This window comes from Myroides odoratimimus (assembly GCF_030326305.1).
GTDB classification, from domain to species: Bacteria; Bacteroidota; Bacteroidia; order Flavobacteriales; family Flavobacteriaceae; genus Flavobacterium; species Flavobacterium odoratimimum_A.
The window spans coordinates 17,103-38,119 of the sequence record NZ_JACAKB010000008.1 but is presented as its reverse complement, the minus strand read 5'-3'; the positions used below and the strand labels follow the sequence as shown (position 1 = coordinate 38,119).

Genomic DNA, 21,017 nt, shown 5'->3' with positions numbered 1-21,017 from the left:
TTAATTGTGTTACAAAAGTACATTAAAGCAAAGAAGTAACCTTATTTTAAGACATAAAAAAAGCACCTGTGTAAACACAGGTGCTCTTAATAAATATCTTCTCAAAAGAATTATTTTTTCTTTGGAGTAGCTTTTGCTGCTTTCGCTGCTTCTTGAGCTGCTTTCATAGCTGCACGAGAAATTCTTACTTGACAGATTACAGTGTTATCAGTGTGTAACAATTTGTAATTGTTAACAGGTACATCAGTAACATATAATTTGTTCCCCATTTCTAAGTTAGAAATGTTTACTTCTACGAAGTCAGGTAAGTTAGCTGGTAAAGCCTTAACTTTCAATTTACGTAAGTTTAGGTTCAATACCCCTCCAGCCATTACTCCTTTAGAGTTTCCAGTAATTTTAACTGGTACTTCTAATGTAATTTCTTTATCGTCATGTAATTGATAGAAATCGATATGTAAGATTTTATCGCTTACTGGGTGGAACTGGATATCTTGTAAGATAGCGTTGAATGTTTTTCCACCTTCCAACTCAATTACCACTGTGTGTACGTTTGGAGTATAAACTAAATTTTTGAATGCTTTTTCTTCAGCAGAAAAATGCACAGCTGCTTCAGTTCCTCCGTATAACACGCAAGGTACCATTCCAGCATTACGTAAGGCTTTAGTTGATACTTTACCTACGCTTTCTCTTTCAGATCCTTTAATCGTAATTGATTTCATTTAAATATATTTAAAAAATTAATAAATTCTAAACTACAAAAGTCTTACTAATAGACTCATTAGCATGTACATTGTGCATTACTTCTGCGAATAATGGAGCACAACTTAATACTCTTATTTTATCACAAGGCTTCTTCAATGGAATTGAATCTGTAACGATTAATTCTTGAATAGCTGATTGTTCTATTTTCTCATAAGCACTTCCTGATAAAATAGCATGTGTACATATAGCTCTAACGCTTAATGCTCCACGCTCCATCATCATATCAGCTGCTTTAGCTAAAGTACCTCCTGTATCAATCATATCGTCAACTAAGATTACATTACGTCCTGTAACATCTCCTATTAACTCCATTTTATCAATAACATTAGCTTGTTTACGTTGTTTATAACAAATTACAACATCTGATTCTAAAAACTTAGAGTAAGCATAAGCTCTCTTAGATCCTCCCATATCAGGAGATGCAATTGTTAAATTGTCAAGTTTTAAGCTTTTTACATAAGGTAAAAAGATTGTAGATGCATATAAATGATCTACTGGTTTTTCAAAAAATCCTTGGATTTGATCTGCATGTAAATCCATAGTCATGATACGAGTTGCCCCTGCTGACTCAAGCAATTTAGCAACTAACTTCGCTCCAATTGGAACCCTTGGTTTGTCCTTTCTATCCTGTCTAGCCCATCCAAAATAAGGAATTACAGCCGTAATATGTCTTGCTGATGCACGTTTAGCAGCATCACACATTAGTAACAATTCCATCAGGTTATCTGATGACGGAAATGTAGAACATACTAAGAAAACTCTTCGTCCTCTAATTGATTCTTCAAAAGAAGGTTGAAACTCCCCATCACTGTAATGTGATAGAGTTACTTTTCCTAGTTCTACTCCGTATGCTTTTGCAATTTTCTCAGCAAGCTCAACGCTCTGAGCACATGCAAAAATCTTAGCGTCTGGTTCGAAATATGACATTATATAATTAGTTGTTATGTTGCGAGTTAGAGCTTAACTATATTTATTAAGCGGTGCAAATTTATAAAATATAAATTGAGAAAACGATTTTTTTTATATTTTTTCTTTGTACCTAATTTTTTTTATCTACATTTGCACTCACAAACAATAAGTCATCAGCCCGGATGGCGGAATTGGTAGACGCGCACGACTCAAACTCGTGTTCTTCGGAGTGTGGGTTCGATTCCCACTCCGGGCACTGCAAAAAACGCAACACCCTTATAAAACAGAGTGTTGCGTTTTTTTATTCTTCTAATTGTACAGTATTTGTATAGCTTTATATTTTATACATTCAAAACTTCTCTATTAATTCTTTTTCATACATTTGAATATACACTAACCACTATATATGAAAACAGAAGAACTCATAAAGATAATATTAGATAATTGGTCTCAAGTTACTGTTGTAATTGGAGCCATTGGATTTCTTTTAAAGACTATATTTGATAGAAAATCAAAACAGATTGAAATTAGAACTACTGTTTTTTATGAAAGAAAATTCAACCAAATAGAAAAAATAAATAAAGCTTTAATTGATTTTTCAAAACCTATAAATCATTTAATCAACCTAATGACTAATGGTTGTCAACTTTCTGCAGGATTTACAATAACAACAAGTAAAATATCAAATTCTCATTTTGAATTAGTCACTGAATTAGAAACATTAAAATTGTATTTATCAAAATATTCGAAAGAAGAAATAGACAAATACATACAAATAGTTAAAAAAATTTATATGACAAGTATATCAATTAATACCAAATACAACGAAAATACAGACAATTTAATTAATGAGTCACACTTAAGAAATGAACTACAAAAAGATTACATTCTATTACTAAAAGAATTTGATGTTTTTTTCGATAAAAATTATAAACTTTATTCCTAATAAAAAAACCCGAGCGACTAAATCACTCGGGTTTTCTTTAATACCAACCAACCTACCCCAACCAGCACCCCCAGCGGAACCAACCAACCCCACCAACTATATTGTTCCTGATCCACATTCTTATCTTTATTATTACTAGAAGTCTTAACAGATTCAGCAACCTTACTTAATCCTTTATCCTTAACAATACTATCATAGACACCAGCCGTACTACCTGACTCCTCTACAACTTCAACAATTGGATTACTAATAACAACACCCCCATCTTTATCTATCTTTATTTCAGTTGCCTTAAAACGACTATTCTTATTTACAAACTGACTAACGAAACTATCCTTTACAGATAGCTTCAAATCACTTTTAACCTCCTTCACACTTTGCTGTTCTATCACCTGGATAAATTCACTCTTATTTACCTTCCGACTACCACAGCCAAAAAACAAAACACATAAGATCAAGCTACAGCCTCTTAACCACACTTGCATAAACTTGTTTTAACGTATCTGCATAGTTTGGCGCTGTAGCATACCCAGCTTTAGCAACTTCTTCAAAAAACCTCAAAGGTTGATCTTTAAACTGAAGTGCAGTTTTATATCTTGGATTATCCTCTAAGAACTTATAATATCCCTTAAAACTATCATAAGGGGTTTTATAAACAACAAACCAATCCTTCACTACGTACTTATACATATTCTTCCCATTAATTACCACAGGACTAATACTTATAATCTCAGGAAACTTCAAATTATTATAAGCACTATATTCAGTAGTTGTTATCAACTGCTTGTCATTAGCCCCATACTTAATTCCAAAATAACTAAATCCTTTCACATGTTTTCCCCAACCAGTTTCAACTGCTGAAACCGTTAATGGTATCCTATAATCCATACCATACATATCTTGAATTGTTTTAGCATCTGCTAATCTATCATTCAAATATTTACTTGCGTTATCTTCATAAGCTGATAACTCATCAAAAGTTACATATCCCATTATTCCTCTTCTTTTTTACTTTTAAACCTATTCCAACTCAAATCCTTTTGAAACCCTCCGAACAAATCCATAATAGCTTTAGGCGGAAACTTACCTGTCGTAAGAATATGCAAATTCTTCATTATGTTTAGTCCTGGATGAATACACACTATCAACCTAGTTGTCATCTTTAGGTAGCTATATACAAAGTCTTGCTCTTTAGTAATATGAGTCAAAGCTTCGAATACTAAACCTCCTATAATAACCACACATATATTAATCAATATCCCTACTTTATTCTTTTGCCAATCCCAATCCTTAAGAATCCATTTATGTACCGCACTACCTAATAAGTGATTCACAGATACTAAAAATAAAGCGATACTGACATAATCAAAATTTACATCTAACCATTTATGCACAGCATCGAATACATTAACCATCACCACTCCTAAGAATCCTACAACTCCACTCAACTTCATACTTATCCTTAACTGCCCTAAAGCACACATTAAATACTCCTGTAATTCGATCACCTGCTTCATCTTCATTTAAATTAAAGGCTACCGAAGTAGCCTTATTTAATTACTTCTCACTAATCACAGCTTTTCCTTCAGCTACATCAACACACATTTTAAAAATCTCATCTATCACTGTAGATGTAGCATTATCATACCCATTCACACTAATATTAAAACTCTTGTTAGGTGCGTGAAAACTCCCATACAAATTACTCTCTCCACACACAGCATTAATCCCAATATTCTCAGGTGCAGCATTACTCACTTGACTATAATCTAATGTTACCACTCCTCCAGTCACTTCACCTTCCACAACCGTTCTGACTTCTTTTGTTTTCACTTTCATTTTACTCATCTTCTTACTCTTTTTTATTTAATTATGATTGTATTTTTTAATTCCATCCATATAAATTAGTGACGTACCAATCCCCATCTACATAAGTAAAAGTAACTGTGGTAGTCTTAGGACCAATAGTTACTGCCCCCCAAGCAGAAGCGTTTTGAGTATCAAAAAACCAAATACCTGCATCCCTTCCTAACACTCTTATATACGTATTTCTATACTTATTTCTTACTGTTACTTGCCTTCCATCATATCTATCCATATCTGAAAAAGGAAGATTAAGTTCTAAGGTACCCGTACCAGTATAAATTATAGTTGATTCATGTGTCACTAAAAACGAACTTATTTGTATAGCTACTGCAGTACCTCCTAAATTACCTATACCACCGCCTTTCACTTTGATAGCCATCCTTCTATCAGGTTTGCCTCCTACCACTTCAAAACTAGAACCTATATGATCCTGATTCCACTCATCTGCTTGAGAATATACTTGCAACGCACCTACATCTTGCCTGATATTATCTGGACTCTCTTCTGAATAACCACCAATAAGCACATTTTTAAACCTGTTATTACCTACTCTATTCCTAACCCATAACAACATATTATTTACCTCCTGTACTCCTTGAGGTTGATTAGTAATAGACTTACCTGTAACAACTAAATTACCAAAGTACCCAGCCTTAGCATTCATAGTACCTGTAAACGTACCACTAGTAACAGTCAAGTTCTCTGCTGTAACATTTTTAAAAGTCCCTCCAATAGCATTAATAATACCTGTTAACAGCACATCAGTAGCTACAAATTTTCCATCATCCCATATCTGTATTTTTGCATTCTCTCGATTAGCGAATCCTGTACCTGCATAAAAAACCACACGCCTATTTTGACTAATATTCGATGGATTAGGACTCGCTACACCTGTCATCCCAGCCTTAGCATTTCCATTTGCATCTCCTACTTCTGTAGTACCTGTAGTTATCACATTACCCTGAGTAGTTGTTGTTAGATAATTAGTCTTTTGATTCAAAAGATTAGTCGTGGTATTCAAATTATTAATATCTCTTTCTTGCTGCCTATTCTTCTCACGTATAGCTTCTAGATCTGCTTCAGTATCTTCGATAGATGGATTCCATGCTGTAACTATATTACCTTTCTCTAATTGAAAATTCTTTACATATACTTCTTGAATAATTGGGCTTTGATATATAATAGGCGTAAAATTTAAACCATCAACACCATTCACTTTAAAAACAGTTACAATTCTTGTCCATACACCTGCTGGCACTACACCACCTGTATTTTTTAATACAGTATATTGAGTAGTATTAGATCCCTGACCTTGAACCCAAAAATGAAGTGGTGTTACATTAGTAATCTTAAGTTCTTCTGTTGAATATATATATGCACTATAGGTATAAATACCGTTTTTTTCTACAGGAATTGTTGCATTTTTACCAGCACCTATTAAACCTCCAGGTAGATTAGTTTTTAGATAACTTTCTCCTGTTCCCTGTCCTAAAGAAATACCTCCACCATTAGACTTCCAATGTTCTGTAGTTTTAAAATTTCCACTGTTTTGAATCAAATTCCTACCTCCAACCTCAAAGTCATTAATAGTAAGACCAACAACCTCCCACCTATTTCCATTCCATACTTTTTGCTCAAATGGAGACTTAGAACTATCTATCCATAACATTCCTTCATACTTATTTACAGGCTCTATCTTAGAAGTTATTGCATCTCCTCTAACCTGAATCCATTTGTATTTAGTCGGATCTGTTGAATCTTGTATTGTGTAATCAGTGTAAGTACCCCAATAACTGCGATTAATTGAATTAGATAAGTGAAAGTCTTTTTTTCCATCGATACTATTTGCATAAGCAGTATGTGTAAAAGGAGTTCTTCCATCTTGACCAGCCTTACCAGGTACTCCTTGTTCACCTGTATTCCCTTTGGTTAGTTGCCAATCATAGTCTGAATAATTATTACTAGGAGTTATACTTGTTTTATTAACAGCTATTCCCATATAAGATTTTCCTACTGGAGAAGCACTAATACCTGAAGTAGGACTATCTGCATAACGTATCCAATTATACAATTGAATACCATCCTGACCTTTTGCTCCTGGTACTCCTTGTTCACCTGTATTCCCTTTGGTTAGTTGCCAGTCATAGTCTGAATAATTGTTACTTGGATTTATACTTATCTTGTTGTAAGCATATCCTACATAGTTTTTATTTACTGGAGAAGCACTAATACCTGAAGTAGGACTATCTGCATACCTAATCCATGTATACAATTGAACACCATCTTTTCCTTTCTCTCCTGGCACTCCAGTTATTCGTACAGGAATAGACCATAAACCAGTACCTTTTTTAATTCTTTGATAATTATCAGTACTTTGAAGAGGCGGAATATGCCAAGCTTGACCATCTTGACTGTATTCATAATAAACTTCTTGATCCATTATCTTAATTTCAGTGTCTTCGATAGATGGATTCCATGCTGTAACTATATTACCTTTCTCTAACTGAAAATTCTTTACATATACTTCTTGAATAATTGGGCTTTGATATATAATAGGCGTAAAATTTAAACCATCAACACCATTCACTTTAAAAACAGTTACAATTCTTGTCCATACACCTGCTGGCACTACACCACCTGTATTTTTTAATACAGTATATTGAGTAGTATTAGATCCCTGACCTTGAACCCAAAAATGAAGTGGTGTTACATTAGTAATCTTAAGTTCTTCTGTTGAATATATATATGCACTATAGGTATAAATACCGTTTTTTTCTACAGGAATTGTTGCATTTTTACCAGCACCTATTAAACCTCCAGGTAGATTAGTTTTTAGATAACTTTCTCCTGTTCCCTGTCCTAAAGAAATACCTCCACCATTAGACTTCCAATGTTCTGTAGTTTTAAAATTTCCACTGTTTTGAATCAAATTCCTACCTCCAACCTGAATCGAACCAAAACCATCTTTAACCTTCTCATCAATAAACTTATCAGCTGGACTATTAGGCACTATAGTAAGCTTCTTAGCTATAATCTCTCCCTTAACACCATCTAAGATCAAATCAGGGTTATTAGGACTAGGATATTGACTTACCATTTTACCATTCTTAAAAATAAATCCTGCAATATTAGCACCTTCAGCTACGAGTACCTTAGTTACTACCTGCTCTAAATGCGGTTGCTGCACATATCTACTATCAGGATTCGCAGGAGCTACGATATCATTATACCCATCCTTAAGCTTCCATACAGTTTGAGTCGGACGATGGTAGATGTAATAGATTTCCTTTTCGTTATTATAATGCTTCGCTCCTGTCATCCATTCTGTCCAAACAACAGCAGCTCCCTGCTTACCATCTTTTCCATTAACTCCATCTTTTCCATTTGTACCATCCACAACTTTAGATAACGTAACACTATCCTCATACACCACACCATCAACAGCAGTCACACGAAGCTTCATAACCACGAAAGAAGACACCTGGTTATTATACACCATTACTGACTCGTTAATATTAGTCAGCACATCATCTTTAAACCACTCAGTTTTCTTAACCTGTATATTATTAGCGATAGCACGAAGTAAAATATACTCAGGGCTCTTACCCTTAAACTGCGTACCTGTAGACTGAATACGAATAGTCTTAACTGTATCAACTAACTTACCTACCCACACACCTGCAACTGTAGCATTATTAACTACAGCCTCACACATAAACGATACGTTGCCTTTATTAATAGCATCTGTAAAGTCTACAGGTGTAAGCTCTAGAACTCGCTTAGTCTTGCCTTTAGACCATGCTTTATCTGCTGTCTCATCTCCACTAAAGCGACTCCATTGCCACCCCACTGCATCACTTGTGTAGTCTTTGAAATATCGTAGAATAGTAGGTGCAAGTTTAGTATTTAGATCATTAGGATTAAGCGCATCACCTGCACTAGAATCAACAACCATTCGCATACTATCTACACCGATAATCTCATCTACATTTTGCCAATCCAAACGGATATCTAACGCTCCTGATACAACAAAACATTGTTCTCTTTTATCGTATTTAAACGTGATTATTTCCCCTGGACGAAGAGTATAATCTTGACCTGTATAGATGCGCAGTTTAGAACTATTAACTAACGTCAAATAACTAGTACGTAGATTACGAATAGCCACTTCATATCCATCATGAAAATCAACAGGTACAGATATCTCAAATATTCCATTTGCAATCGTATCGATAATAACATTACCGCCAACAATATTAATATGTGAACGTTGTTCTGTAGCTTCTAGAACAGGTTTTTTATGATCTACATCTACCCATCCCAATGACAACTTACTTATATAGTCTCCATCAATGCTAGCACTTACACTTTGAACACCTAATTCATTCACATAGACTAATAAGTACTCAAGAACATCTATCCTATCTTTAATATATCCTTCAGTGCTTTCAATTCCGGTCTTAATATCGATTACACCTGCCTTATCCATATAGATAACATCTACCCTATACCTATCTTTTGATGTAGGTTTAACAGAAAAAGCAAAATCCATCATATTAGTATACTGTTCACCATCCAACAACCATACACTACCACTAGATGCAGTCACAGCTGTGCTATTATAGGTATATCCAGCATTATATATTATATAATCTTTTTGCGAAACCTTATCAATACGCTCATCTAAGTAGCTAAAGTTTTGATCCACCTCATTAGAAGTCAATCGACTCCCTTTCTCTTTTCTATACGTTATCTTCTTACTCGACATAATCCTCACTTACATATTCATCTTCACAATACACTCGATCCCTAGTAATAGGACCAAACGGTTCTTCAGGAACACGTACAAAAATGATGTGTCTAACTAAATACTCATCACTTAACAAATAGTTCCTCATATACATTTTCTATCATAGTAAGGCTAGTTTTTGCCTCACTAAAATTAATCTCTAATCGAACAGGTATAAATCTCTTTTGTTCCATCCAGAAAAAATCATATAACCTTGTTGGAGGTAAAACCCCCATTGCATCACCATCTACTTTAATATGAGCTCCTGGTTGCAGTGAATGTATCATACAAGCATAAGAATCTCCAAATCGCTTACTTTCATTCACTCCAGCTCGCTTCCAACTTTGTCTCCAAGACCTATTCTCTTCTACACCTTCTCTTTTAAACTTGAAGTATTTCAACGTATTATCCTGAGAATTATCAATATGAAATAACTCAATCTTCTTCTTAGTTGAGAAGTCAATATTTCTTTTACGTTTACTTACAAACTTCTTTTTCTCAATTAATTTCAACTTCAAATCAGCAATACAACTATACTTAAAAAGAGCTACAGAAGTATTAGGATACCATGGAGCATATATACGTATTTGAAGCCAACCCGATTTCTCTACATTATAAGCAAGCTCTTTTATTTTACCTCCAATACGATTCCCTGTAGAGATGTAGTTCTTTTTACCAAAAGCAGAATCCTTATAATCTATATTACCAGTTGAATATCTATTTTCAAAAACACCTTCATTACTAGCATTGCTCTCTTTAGACTTCCATATAACTTCATCTCCCAAAAGCACTTCATACCTAAAAATACTACTATACAATCCTTGATCATAATAACGCTTAAGCAAAGTATCCATAGAATTACCATCATCATTAACATTGTAATAGGAGCATATTTCAAGATTCAATTCTAATGTTTTCAGCTCATCATTGTTAGTCGGCTTTTCTATCCACAGTGGCTTCTTTAACTCCATATAGAAATAAGAAGGCTCTCCAAAATTATTAGCCCATACAGCTAAATGCATTTTACCTTGTTCTGTTATTTCAGGGCCCATCTGATCAGGACGAGTCCATACATTAGAATACCTACCTTCAACAGGAACTAAATGCACCTGAGAATCTAAATAAACCCACTTATCAATAGAACCTTCTTCCACGTAATAATCTTTTCCAACATACTCATCTTTAGAATCCAGTTCCGCAGTTACTTCAACCTCCTTCCATGGTGACACAACAGTAATATTAGGATTCATATAAAAAACAACTTCCTGGTTCTCTACTTCCTGCTTTAGAATCCCCTTATAATTACCATTTACATCATAATGATAGAATTCTAAAACATCTTTATGTTGTTGATTCCACCCAACCATATACCACACACCATTATAAGAATAGAGTTTACAACCTAAATCATGAACAATGCTCTCCAATATCTCAAAACAAGAGTTTAGATCTGGTTGAGGATTTTTTTCAACCTTACTCTCTTTATCTTCTTCTCTATATATCTTACCATCTACATATATCTCATCCCAGCGGAAACCATTTGTAGAAACTATCGAAGGAGACAAATAAAGATCTTGCTTCAACCCTGTACTCTTTAAACAAGCAGTTAAAAAATCTATTACACTTTTATCTTCCTCATAGTAATTAGATTCATACCCTAAATCTTTTCCTCTTAACAACCCTATACCATCAGTTGCTGTCATAGATACAAAAAAACAACCATTCTTATAAGGCTCTGAATACTGATCAGGAAGAAGAAATCCTTGCCAAAGCAATTCGTTTTCATTTGTCCACAACTCAACTTTGAATTGTGTCTCACTACCTGTAAACAGATGATAGAATTTTCCATCTTGAGCATCAGCAACAAGCAAGTCAAATGTTAATGTACTTGTCATAAGCGCACCATACTTATCATCTGCTCCTTCATAATTAAGCAAAATAGACGCCTTTGCAGCTTGATTCTCTTCTGTCTCAAATACATCAGCAGAAGAATACCCCTCTACTAATGTATTTGTATGTGTATCTATAATCTTAACTATAATCTGCTTCATCAACCTATCCTCTTACTTCTTGTTTTATTTCTATCTAACACTAATTGTAAATCATTACCTCTTAAAGTAAACCCTCCTCCTAATGTTATCTGAGTTATACCTCCACCAGCAGGTTCTATCATTTCCCTTAACTTATTCAAGGGCGCAATCACCTCTGGATTACTGCTAGCTCCTGCATATTCTCCCATTAAACCAAGTACTGGACCAAACACAACACCTCCGTCTGCAAACTTTGGAACCTTAGAGTGAGCACTCATTACAAACCCCATAGCAGCTGATATCAAAGCAGGTAAAGCATAAAGACCAACAACCCCCATTCCCTTAGAAGCCTGGGTAGCAACCACAACACTATCAGCAGCTGATTGAGACATCGCGATAGCCATAGACTTTAATCCTATTTCCACTAACTTTCCCCCAAACTGAGTTAAAGCATCTTCAGACTGTCCCATTGCACTAGAAACCGAACTTCCCATCGCGCCAAAAACATCTCCTACTACTTGCGCATATTCTTGAGCCCTTTCTTTTTCTTGAGTTGCTATTTGTTCACTAGCTTTGCTTAATCCATCAATACCAGCTTTATAAGATTGCAAAGATTTCTCAAATACTGCTGTATTAAACCCCGAAGAATCAACATTAGCTGTAATAGTAAACTCTAAGTCCTTTATTTCTCTTTCTAGAGCCTTATACTGTGCAGAACCTTCTCCAAATCGTAATCTATCGAGCTCTAAAGAAGCTCTTTTTACTTGCAACTGTCGCTCTAACGCAACGGTACTTCCTTCTATTGCTGGAGAATAATCCTCAATAGATATAGATACATCCCTATTTCTCTTCCCTGTAATAGAGTCTATTTTTTGTTGAATTTCTTTAATTTTTTCTGCTACCTTAGCAAAATCTTCAGCAGTAGTTACTTCTTCTTCCTGGTACTTTTTTAATGCTGAAATCTGAGATTCATAAAACTTGATAGTTTCTAATTTAATATTTTCTAAATTTCGCGAGTTAACCTTAGTTTTTCCACCCCCATCTATCTCTGCAATTTTAGATTTGTACTTATCTATCTCTGTTTGATAAGCTTTAAACTGCTCAGGTGTTTTAGCTGTTTCCTTTTGTAGTTTTTGAAAATGCTTAATCTGTTCTTCATAGTAAGAAATAGTTTCTTTACTCGCGTCCCTTTCAGCATCTGTAGCACCACGTTGAGCTTTAGCGTAATTATCTAAAATATTAACTTTATTTTGAAACTTAGCCCTACCTTCTTCAAGAACCCTCAATTGTCTCTCATAAGCTGATCTAAACTGGTTAGCTTGTACTTCCGTTATTTTTAATGTTTTAATATAATCCTCTAACTCTTCCCTAGTACTAATAACAACTCCTTCCTGTCCTTTAAAAACTCTTGCTAAACCATCAGCTACTGGTTGAAAATGTTGTATCACCTTAGATTCATCTTCTATCTGTTTCTGATAGAGTTCAGTTCTTTTCGAAGCTAATGCTTGCTCACGAGCTTTAGAATTTAAAGCTGATACGTAATCATCTATAGCATCCTTCGCTTTCTTTGTATTAATTGTTTCCAGAGTAATATTCCCTAAATACTTAGGGGATATCTCATTCAGCTTCTTAATAGCATCTAAACGATCTTTTCTTAGATTATTATCATCTTTAGCTACTTGAATTAAAGACTCTAATTCAGCACGTTCTTTAGCTGTGTTTTTTAACGCTTCATTATTTACATCATTCAACATTCTTTGAATCTGCGCAGCTTCAGTACCTCTCTTTGTGTATAAATACAATGCAGCACCTGCTGCTGCTATCGCAGTAGCAGCAGCAACCCAAGGATTAGCAATCAAAAAAGCATTAAGCTTACTAAAGCCTGAAATAATCTCAGGTACAAAAGCTACAACACCACCAATAGTTGTAACAACCGTTCCGGCCATTTGATCTACATAACGCCCGATATATTGTCCTGCTTGACCAATCGAATTACCTACTTCTGTAAACTTTTTCTTATGTTTTTCAAGCTCAATTGCAGCTTGATTAAGTTTTTCAGCCAATTCTTTTACATTTACCTGAAACCCTACATTTATCTGAGACACAGCCATACCTACTTCATTTTAAAAACTTTCAACCTTTTTCATAACGATAGATTTACTATCTATCTCTTCCCAATACTTCTTTTGTTTTTCAACCTCTTCTATCTCTCTCAGTAAATCAACACCTTCAATTTTATCATCTTCGAAATCAAAACAAAAAACATCTCGTTCTTCAAATCCTTTTTTTTGATAAGGCAACAAACAAGCCCACATTAATTTCCGAACACCTATCAAGTAATTAATGTTTTTAAACTTCTGCTTTTTATAATATCCATTACAAATATTCATAAACTGCCTAAATGTTAATCTATAGAAGTAATCAATATTTAAACCTATTTCACCACAAGCTATTGATTCATAATCATCCCAAGAGAGATCTATCACTTTCCCGAATCTTCAGCTTTTTTTTCTTCAGCCTGATCCTCTTTTTTATCTCCTTGTATTGATTCAATTATCAACTCAGCAATAGTTGCTACAATGCCAGGGTTATTAAATAAATAATCCATAACCTCTTTTCTGTCTAATTCTTTGTCAGAGCAAATAATCACTATATCTGAATAAATATCAACAACATCAAGGCTTATATCATTATCTCCATTCTCAAAAGAAATACTAACTATCTTTTCAAGAATAGCATTAACTGATTTCAGTCCCCATTTTCTACCTAATTCATATAATGTAGAAAAACGGAAGTGCAAGACAACTTCTACACCTCCGATTTTAATAACTTCTTCTTGAACCATTATGCCTCAACTTTTCCTCTTTCTAAATCACCTTGCCCTGCAAAACCAAAAGACCCTTTAACAGCCCCACTAACGCTTGCATCAACATCCCACTGACTTATCAAAGCACTGCCGCTCCAAATAAAATCTCCTACCTCCGCAGTGGTAAAATCAACCTTTATTTCCTGCCCATTAGTTAGATATTCAAGCATGTCATCCGCATCCAATTGAGTACTTTGTTCTGGCTTATCCGCAACCAAACTTTCCGCAGAAATACTCCAACTATATCCAGAAAAAACATTTTGCTTTCCTTTAGTATCTTTAGTTGCTATCTCTTCTAAGTCTGCATTAACTGAAATCTTAGCTGAAGTAGCATGAAAGATTGTTTTTCCTCCTAAACGCAATCTAACATTGCGCCCTTGATAAATTTTTCCCTTCGCCATTTTATCCTATTGTTTTAAAAAAAATTGAAACTACTATACTTTGATCTTTATCTATAAAATCAATATCATCTCCTTCCCATTGAAATTTACCACAAATCAACTCTTTTACATTATCTGCAAAAGTCATAGCTTCCGCTATTTTATTAGGTGAAAAATAAGTATGTAAATAAACATTATATTCATCCCCATCATACGTTCCTAGACCTCTACTTAAAGTGTAAATAGAAAAAGGATAATCTACACCCTCACCTGCTACTACAGGATATATTCTCTTACCAACTACAGAAGAAAAAACTTCTGAAGTTGATAGTAATTCAAAAAGCTCTTTACTAACCTTAAGCATTATTATTCTGTTTTATTAAAGTCTCTAAATCAACACCCACTTTTACCTTTAGACTAGACTCTAATCCTCTCCTCTGTGAATTATAAACGTTGGAAATAAAAGGATTAGCTTTTATGTAGCCCTGTGTTTTTTCAACAATCCTTCTATTTCTCCATCTTTTTAAAGGATTTCTTTTAACACTATTTGTGTTCCTATAAATCTTATGACCATCGTGAACTATTTGTGCATACCAGCCATCATACGGTCCTTTTACACGAGCACCAACCCACACACGAACATAGTTTTTAGAATCTGAATCAAACACCCCAATAGATTTCTTTAAATTACCTGACGCTTGCTTAATGCGTGTTACGCCATTTTTCCTACCAGAACTAAAGTTCTTCTTTTTAACAGGTGTATTAGACTTGATAGAGGAAGACAAACCTCCTGCAACGTCATACAGTATTTTACGATAACGTCCTTTCTCTTTAGCTCCTTCTGCTAACTGACGTATATTACTTTTAGTTGTTACAATTACCTTATACATAACTAAAACATATTAACTGTAGATGGGATTTTCTACCTATTTCAGATACATGTGTAACAGAATACTCTATTCCAGAATACTCTACAATCAATTGATTACTTTTCTCTAAAATCTTTCTATTCCATCGAATTGTAAATTTCTTATTCATAAGATGCCTTACATTTCCCTTTACATCTTCTGATCCTATATCTTGATCAATCTTAGCCCAACATTTAGTAACAAGTTCTTTACTCTCTTTCTCTTCACCAATATTATTTTGTCTCTTACTTACTTCATAAACTGAAATTCTAGAGTCCATTTGTCCGATATACGGTTTACGTACTAAATCCATTTTCTATAAGGTCTTAAAAGATTATTAACTGCTGTATTCCCCCCCTGAATCCTATCTTCTCGTTTCTCATAAGCTTCTCCTATCAATAGGAGCATAGCGCTTTTAATCGAAGCAGGAAGAGTTTTACTATTAAAACCAATATCAATAGTGACTCTAAGACTTTGTTTTGGGGACAACACAACATCTTTGAAAGATATTTCATAATGCTCTAAACCACGTTTACTTTGGATACCTGAAGATAAAGGAAGTAAAGAAATTCCCCTTCCTTTCTCAACAATCTGTATCTCCTTAATCGAGTCATTCAAAGACAACCTCTCAACAATGAACGATTCTGTGCCTTTAACATCTATTTTAAAATACCCTTCTCTTATAATTCTTCCTGTATAATTCTCTACACTAGAAATAGCAGATGCTATTGCCACTTCAATCAACTCATTCTCTTCATCATTTTCAACCTCAAGCTTTAAATGCTTTTTAGCTAAATTCAAACCAACCAACTCAACTTCACTATTAACAATAACATCTGCATTCATAATCAAAAAAATTAATATATATAAGGAATTATTCTACTTCAACAACATACTCTGCATATGCTGACTCAACAATCTCTGCTGCCACTTCTTTATGTAAAGCAACCTCCTGCCCTACATTATAAGGGAGTTTAAATCGCCCCGCTGGAGAAAGTAAAAAACGAATCAACACTTCTCCTTCTTTTGGAAGTTCCACTTCTTTGCCTTTAGAATAAAGAACACCAAAATCAACTATACTTTTATTCAGCTGATCAATCTTATTTTTTTGATCTTCGATAATATCATCCTTTTCTTTAATACTATCTTCTAGCTCAGCATTCTCTTTTAGTAATATTCCAATCTTTTCAGACTTAAGTACATCCAACTTTTTATATTCTTCAACCGCATCTTTCAATTCAGCAATCTCTGCAGGAGTAATTTTGTTTGTAACTTCTTTCTCAGATTTATTATCTGCACCCTTATCCTCTGTAAGAACAGGAGTTTTTTCAACTCCTATTTCTTTATTGTTATCTGCTTTAGCCATCTTGTTAAGCTTTTAAGAATTTATTTACTGCAAATGCTTCTTGATTAGCAGACTGAATATCCGCATACAGATTCGAGAAAATCTTAACTTCTCCACTTCCTGCTCCTGTAATAGAATCAGCTACGAAGTTCACACCTCCCCATTGCCCAATATATAACTCAGAGAAGTTACCATAGATTAAAGTTTGCAACCCTGCTAATTCTTCAACAAGATTAGTAATGATTGTTTTTTCTCCATCTATTACCCCATTCTCCATTAAGAAGCGCCCACTTCCTGCATCCTTTTTAGTTGTTTTTAAAGCAGCCGCTAACTTTGAGTTAAGAATAAAACACTCATTGCCTGTATCCGCATTCACTCCAGAGATTAACCCCCATAACTCTACGATAGCCTCATGACTAACGACTTGTTCTGATGTAGCTTTTGCTAACTGAACACCAGTCATATTTAAAATACCTAATGGAGCTTTAACACCATCTCCATTCAATGCAGCCTTATTCAACGCTCTTGCTGCAGCTTCTCTTAGCTTATTGTATAAGATGTTTTCAACACCTACAGACGTCTGAGCAATCAATTGACTAGAGATAGATACTCCTGCTCCTGCTCTACGAGGCTTTAACACTGGACCATCAATATCCTCCGCTTCTAACTTAATGGCCTCACGTTCAGCTAACCATTTATAATCATAATCAGAAAACTTAGGCAATGATAAATTCCCAACCAATCCTGTTAATACTGAAGCTCCTGCCTCTTCTAAAAACAAACGTGGAATAAACCCTTCTACAACACTGATATCTGTAGGAACTAACTTTCCTCCAAAATTCCCATTATCTTCTGTAACAGTATGCCCTGCAGCTCTTACCATCTTAGCAGGAATAGAGAATGCTCTTTCTGAAGTATCGAATTTCAAATTCAAAGCCTGTGCTTCACGTACAGCTTCATCATTCAACTCCTTTTCAACTCCTTCTAATTTTCCATTACCAGTAACACCACGAGTGGCTGCTAAAAACGAAAATCGTTTAGCCATCTTACCCATTTCTCTTTCTTCTGAATCTCCTCCATCAGAACCTGTAACTATAGGTAAAGTTTGAGCAGCAATTCTCGCTTGTCTTTCTTCATGTTTTTCAGCTTTATCAATCTCAACAGCCAAAGCATCCACTTCAACATCAAGATCATTTAACTGCTGTTCTTCATCAGCAGTCACACCTCTTTTTTCTTGCGTAGCTAACTCATAAATTGCCTTTTGGGCTTGCAACTTAGCATCACGCTGTTGTCTTAAAATAACCGACTTCTTCATCTTACTTATTCATTTTAATTTCTAAACTAATCAGCGCCAATCTATTAACTGCATCATAATACGCTGCCTTATCTTCTACCTCCTCATCTTCTACATTTCTTGTTTCAGACTTAGGAAATCTCCTCTTAATATCTTCTAATCCATCTGCACTTCTTTTCAAAGCCTCAGGATTACTACCTACAGGTACAATACTCCATTCCAAAAGGTCCATTTTTGTAAATCTCAACACATCAGGATCCTCTCCTTTGTCAAAATCTCCCCATCTTGCTTCATGGATATCAGCCCCTATACTTGCCATCCTAAGAATACCAGCCTGTACTTTTCTGAATACCTTTTCTGCTAATGGATTATTCTCTGCATCTTCGAAGGTTACTGTCGCCACCAACTCATTACCCTCTATCCTTACTACTGAAGTACCTATCACTAAGTCAGGATCACTCGACATTGTATCATGGACATAGATCACAACAGGATTTCTATTATATCTTTCCAAGTTCCACCCTGCTATTTCAAATATCGTTCTATACGTATCCTCAGCTTCTGTACTTATCACAAAGTCAGCTTGTCTATTTTGTACCTGTTCCTCTGTTAATGCCCTAACAAAAGCGCTCCTTACTACCTTACTCATCTTCCAACTCCTTTTTATTCTTATCTAACAAATACGACATCATTTCCATATTAACAGGAGTAAGCGGTTCGTCTAATCCTTCTAATGGATCCATATCTTCTAAGGCCCTCGCTTCATTTCTTGTCATTACACCTGCATAAATCATCCTAGTCAAAAACTCTCCTCTAGCTTTCATATCACCACGTAGTAGAACCTTTTCATTGAACTTCACATATTGTTTTTCTTCTGAACCATCGTTAACAAAAAAAAGCTTTCTATCTAATTCCTGCTCTATTCTACTAATCCAAGGAATTAATGAATCTTGAACATGTTCTATATTTTGGACTTCTATGTTAGAATATGTACCACGGCTCAAATCCTTTATTTTATGAGGAGCAATATTTAACCATCTTGCAATCTCAATAACACTATTCTTGTTCGTTTCTAAGAACTGTGCTTCAGCAGGAGTTATCGTAATAGGCTTATATTTCAACCCTTCATCCAGCACAGGCACTTTAAACTTATTTCGTTCATTAAGTTTCTTTGTAAAGCCTTCAGATATAATCTTCTTATTCTCTTTAGTAATATCTTTTTCACTTTCGATAACCCCATACCCTAAACCTCTATCAGAATAAATATCCCTTTGATATTCCTGTGCATCTAAGTTAACTCCAAGATTATGAGCTGCCCATTTTATAACTCCTATCCCTACTACTCCATCAAGTGAAAAGCCTTTAAAATGAAGTACATCAGAGCTGCTGTACGCCTTGTCTTTAATCTTATAAAAAAGCTGGTTATTCACTTTATCCTTCAACACCTCTACATCATCACTATCCTGAATAACCAAGCTTTCTTCCACACCATTATTACTACGATTAACTAATACATAGCAATTCCCTCTCAATATGACCAACACAACTACCAACTTCCAAAAATCAAACGCTGTCATCATCGGGTTAGGTTGTGTACTGATAAGATAGTTAAGTGGATGTTCAACGTACTTACGACGATTGACACCTTCTTTGATATGCACTGCCTTAGGCAACTTTGCAATATCATTACTCAACTGATCCACCGCATTATAAAATGCTGGAATAGTCAAAGCTCTTTTAGGAGTAACTATCGATTTACTCCCACCACCAAAACCTGTAAAGAAATCCATAAAGCCCGAAGAACTCGAACTTCCTAATGGCCTAAATACCTTGTCTAACAATCCGCTCATCCTATCTTATCATTTGATCACAGGACAAACTTATTCACTAAAACCTTGACAAGGTGACAACATTGTTGTCGAAGTTTTAAAAAACATTAGTCATAAAAAAAGGGACTGAAATTCAGTCCCTTTTTAATACTATAAATACTTATTATAAATTTAAGATTCTTTAAAATTAGAAAAACTAATTAAAGGCAAAATTTCATTTTGAAATATAGTACCTCTAAATCTCTCTACCAACATACCTCTAACATTACTTATTGAAGCCTCTACTAAACTATTTATAACAAAGTCTGGAATGTTCACACCTTCTTCACTTATATTTTCAAAATCTAAATCAATTCCAAAAGAATTTATTTCAAATGCATTTTCAACTTTAATTTTAGAAAATTCTAAATCTAATTCTTTAACATAAGATACAACATCTACAAAAATAATAAATTCATTTGCTTCTTTATTATACCCAAACTGTAATTTTGTATTAAAATCTAACTTAAATATATTATTTTCAATATATTGATCATCTTGGATATCATTTTGAGTAAAATTAAGACTTTTTATTCTTATTATTTTAGCATTGATTTTTATTTCTTCTTTACTCTTCATTACCTATCTTTTTTAAATTGTTAAATCTATAAACATCTCCTGATCTAAAAACATTTGATGTCAAATTCTGATTAGAAACAAATGTTACAATTTGATGCTCTTCATAAACATATGTAATAACATCTTTATAATCAATAGTTTCTATATTCAACATTTCTTTACAATTTTTAATCCCTAATTTAAACTTAACATCATAGTGCTTTTCAAATTTATTAATAAATGAAATATTAATCTTTTTAGAGCCAGTCATTAACTGACTAATATAAGACTCTGAATAAGATAATTCTCTTGCTAAATCTCTTTTGGTACATTTATTTTCTTCCAAAAAAGACTCTATTTGTTTCATAAATCTCAAACTAACTACTGACTCTTCAATATCTTTTTTATTATCATTTAAAAAATCAGATACACACTTCATATGTTTATCAAACATCATGTTTCCTTCACTTTCTTTAACTTTTTTCATAATTCGTTC

The 21,017-nt window shown here is 34.2% G+C and carries 23 protein-coding genes and 1 tRNA gene; 2 read left to right on the top strand and 22 right to left on the bottom strand.

Annotated elements, in window-relative coordinates; all coding sequences use genetic code 11:
• Window positions 1-110: 110 nt before the first annotated feature.
• Both HX049_RS08105 and HX049_RS08100 read right to left on the bottom strand, forming a co-directional pair.
• Window positions 111-719: a 50S ribosomal protein L25/general stress protein Ctc gene (locus HX049_RS08105; RefSeq protein ID WP_286415309.1), complete on the bottom strand. Its 609-nt coding sequence runs from the start codon at window positions 717-719 to the stop codon at window positions 111-113.
• A 28-nt stretch (window positions 720-747) separates the two neighbouring features.
• Window positions 748-1,689: a ribose-phosphate pyrophosphokinase gene (locus tag HX049_RS08100; RefSeq protein ID WP_006259932.1), complete on the bottom strand. Its 942-nt coding sequence runs from the start codon at window positions 1,687-1,689 to the stop codon at window positions 748-750.
• 158 nt (window positions 1,690-1,847) lie between these two features.
• Here HX049_RS08100 and HX049_RS08095 point away from each other — a divergent pair.
• Together HX049_RS08095 and HX049_RS08090 are read left to right on the top strand one after the other, a co-directional pair.
• Window positions 1,848-1,927, top strand: a tRNA-Leu gene (locus tag HX049_RS08095).
• 150 nt (window positions 1,928-2,077) lie between these two features.
• A complete protein-coding gene (locus HX049_RS08090; protein ID WP_286415307.1) occupies window positions 2,078-2,617 on the top strand; it encodes a hypothetical protein in 540 nt (179 codons plus the stop codon).
• A 17-nt stretch (window positions 2,618-2,634) separates the two neighbouring features.
• On the opposite strand, the gene HX049_RS08085 is transcribed toward HX049_RS08090, so the two are convergent.
• From HX049_RS08085 to HX049_RS07990, 20 genes are all read right to left on the bottom strand, one after another.
• A complete protein-coding gene (locus HX049_RS08085) occupies window positions 2,635-3,102 on the bottom strand; it encodes a hypothetical protein (protein ID WP_286415306.1) in 468 nt (155 codons plus the stop codon).
• Window positions 3,077-3,610 carry a glycoside hydrolase family 73 protein gene (locus tag HX049_RS08080; protein WP_286415305.1) on the bottom strand — a complete coding sequence of 178 codons (534 nt, stop codon included), beginning with the start codon at window positions 3,608-3,610 and terminating at the stop codon, window positions 3,077-3,079. Before HX049_RS08080 ends, HX049_RS08085 begins: the two co-directional genes overlap by 26 nt.
• Window positions 3,610-4,134 (bottom strand): hypothetical protein, encoded by a 525-nt coding sequence (locus HX049_RS08075; protein ID WP_286415303.1) that lies wholly within the window; start codon window positions 4,132-4,134, stop codon window positions 3,610-3,612. Before HX049_RS08075 ends, HX049_RS08080 begins: the two co-directional genes overlap by 1 nt.
• 40 nt (window positions 4,135-4,174) lie before the next feature.
• Window positions 4,175-4,465 carry a hypothetical protein gene (locus tag HX049_RS08070; protein WP_286415301.1) on the bottom strand — a complete coding sequence of 97 codons (291 nt, stop codon included), beginning with the start codon at window positions 4,463-4,465 and terminating at the stop codon, window positions 4,175-4,177.
• 37 nt (window positions 4,466-4,502) lie between these two features.
• Window positions 4,503-9,251, bottom strand: a complete 4,749-nt coding sequence (locus tag HX049_RS08065) for a hypothetical protein (RefSeq protein ID WP_286415299.1) — start codon at window positions 9,249-9,251, stop codon at window positions 4,503-4,505.
• Window positions 9,252-9,358: 107 nt separating this feature from the next.
• Complete coding sequence (locus HX049_RS08060; protein ID WP_286415297.1) at window positions 9,359-11,323, bottom strand: hypothetical protein; 1,965 nt, start codon at window positions 11,321-11,323, stop codon at window positions 9,359-9,361.
• Window positions 11,323-13,413: a hypothetical protein gene (locus HX049_RS08055; RefSeq protein WP_286415296.1), complete on the bottom strand. Its 2,091-nt coding sequence runs from the start codon at window positions 13,411-13,413 to the stop codon at window positions 11,323-11,325. Before HX049_RS08055 ends, HX049_RS08060 begins: the two co-directional genes overlap by 1 nt.
• Before the next feature lie 12 nt (window positions 13,414-13,425).
• Window positions 13,426-13,788, bottom strand: a complete 363-nt coding sequence (locus tag HX049_RS08050; RefSeq protein ID WP_286415294.1) for a hypothetical protein — start codon at window positions 13,786-13,788, stop codon at window positions 13,426-13,428.
• A complete protein-coding gene (locus HX049_RS08045) occupies window positions 13,785-14,147 on the bottom strand; it encodes a hypothetical protein (protein WP_286415292.1) in 363 nt (120 codons plus the stop codon). The genes HX049_RS08050 and HX049_RS08045 overlap by 4 nt, the downstream gene beginning before the upstream one ends.
• Complete coding sequence (locus tag HX049_RS08040) at window positions 14,147-14,569, bottom strand: phage tail tube protein (protein WP_286415290.1); 423 nt, start codon at window positions 14,567-14,569, stop codon at window positions 14,147-14,149. The genes HX049_RS08045 and HX049_RS08040 overlap by 1 nt, the downstream gene beginning before the upstream one ends.
• Before the next feature lies 1 nt (window position 14,570).
• Window positions 14,571-14,912, bottom strand: a complete 342-nt coding sequence (locus HX049_RS08035; protein ID WP_286415289.1) for a hypothetical protein — start codon at window positions 14,910-14,912, stop codon at window positions 14,571-14,573.
• The gene (locus tag HX049_RS08030; RefSeq protein ID WP_286415288.1) at window positions 14,905-15,438 is read right to left on the bottom strand and encodes a hypothetical protein; all 534 of its coding nucleotides are present in this window, start codon (window positions 15,436-15,438) and stop codon (window positions 14,905-14,907) included. Before HX049_RS08030 ends, HX049_RS08035 begins: the two co-directional genes overlap by 8 nt.
• Complete coding sequence (locus HX049_RS08025) at window positions 15,431-15,769, bottom strand: phage head completion protein (RefSeq protein WP_286415285.1); 339 nt, start codon at window positions 15,767-15,769, stop codon at window positions 15,431-15,433. Before HX049_RS08025 ends, HX049_RS08030 begins: the two co-directional genes overlap by 8 nt.
• On the bottom strand, window positions 15,760-16,302 hold the full coding sequence (locus tag HX049_RS08020; RefSeq protein ID WP_286415282.1) for a head-tail connector protein: 543 nt from the start codon (window positions 16,300-16,302) through the stop codon (window positions 15,760-15,762). The genes HX049_RS08025 and HX049_RS08020 overlap by 10 nt, the downstream gene beginning before the upstream one ends.
• Before the next feature lie 28 nt (window positions 16,303-16,330).
• Window positions 16,331-16,822, bottom strand: coding sequence for a hypothetical protein (locus HX049_RS08015; protein WP_286415280.1), 492 nt, complete (start codon window positions 16,820-16,822; stop codon window positions 16,331-16,333).
• A gap of 4 nt (window positions 16,823-16,826) precedes the next feature.
• A complete protein-coding gene (locus tag HX049_RS08010) occupies window positions 16,827-18,116 on the bottom strand; it encodes a phage major capsid protein (RefSeq protein WP_286415278.1) in 1,290 nt (429 codons plus the stop codon).
• A 1-nt stretch (window position 18,117) separates the two neighbouring features.
• Window positions 18,118-18,744: an HK97 family phage prohead protease gene (locus tag HX049_RS08005; protein WP_286415276.1), complete on the bottom strand. Its 627-nt coding sequence runs from the start codon at window positions 18,742-18,744 to the stop codon at window positions 18,118-18,120.
• Window positions 18,737-19,945, bottom strand: a complete 1,209-nt coding sequence (locus HX049_RS08000) for a phage portal protein (protein ID WP_286415274.1) — start codon at window positions 19,943-19,945, stop codon at window positions 18,737-18,739. Before HX049_RS08000 ends, HX049_RS08005 begins: the two co-directional genes overlap by 8 nt.
• Window positions 19,946-20,095: 150 nt before the next feature.
• The gene (locus HX049_RS07995) at window positions 20,096-20,542 is read right to left on the bottom strand and encodes a hypothetical protein (RefSeq protein ID WP_286415272.1); all 447 of its coding nucleotides are present in this window, start codon (window positions 20,540-20,542) and stop codon (window positions 20,096-20,098) included.
• Complete coding sequence (locus HX049_RS07990) at window positions 20,532-21,008, bottom strand: helix-turn-helix domain-containing protein (protein ID WP_286415271.1); 477 nt, start codon at window positions 21,006-21,008, stop codon at window positions 20,532-20,534. The genes HX049_RS07995 and HX049_RS07990 overlap by 11 nt, the downstream gene beginning before the upstream one ends.
• Window positions 21,009-21,017: the final 9 nt, after the last annotated feature.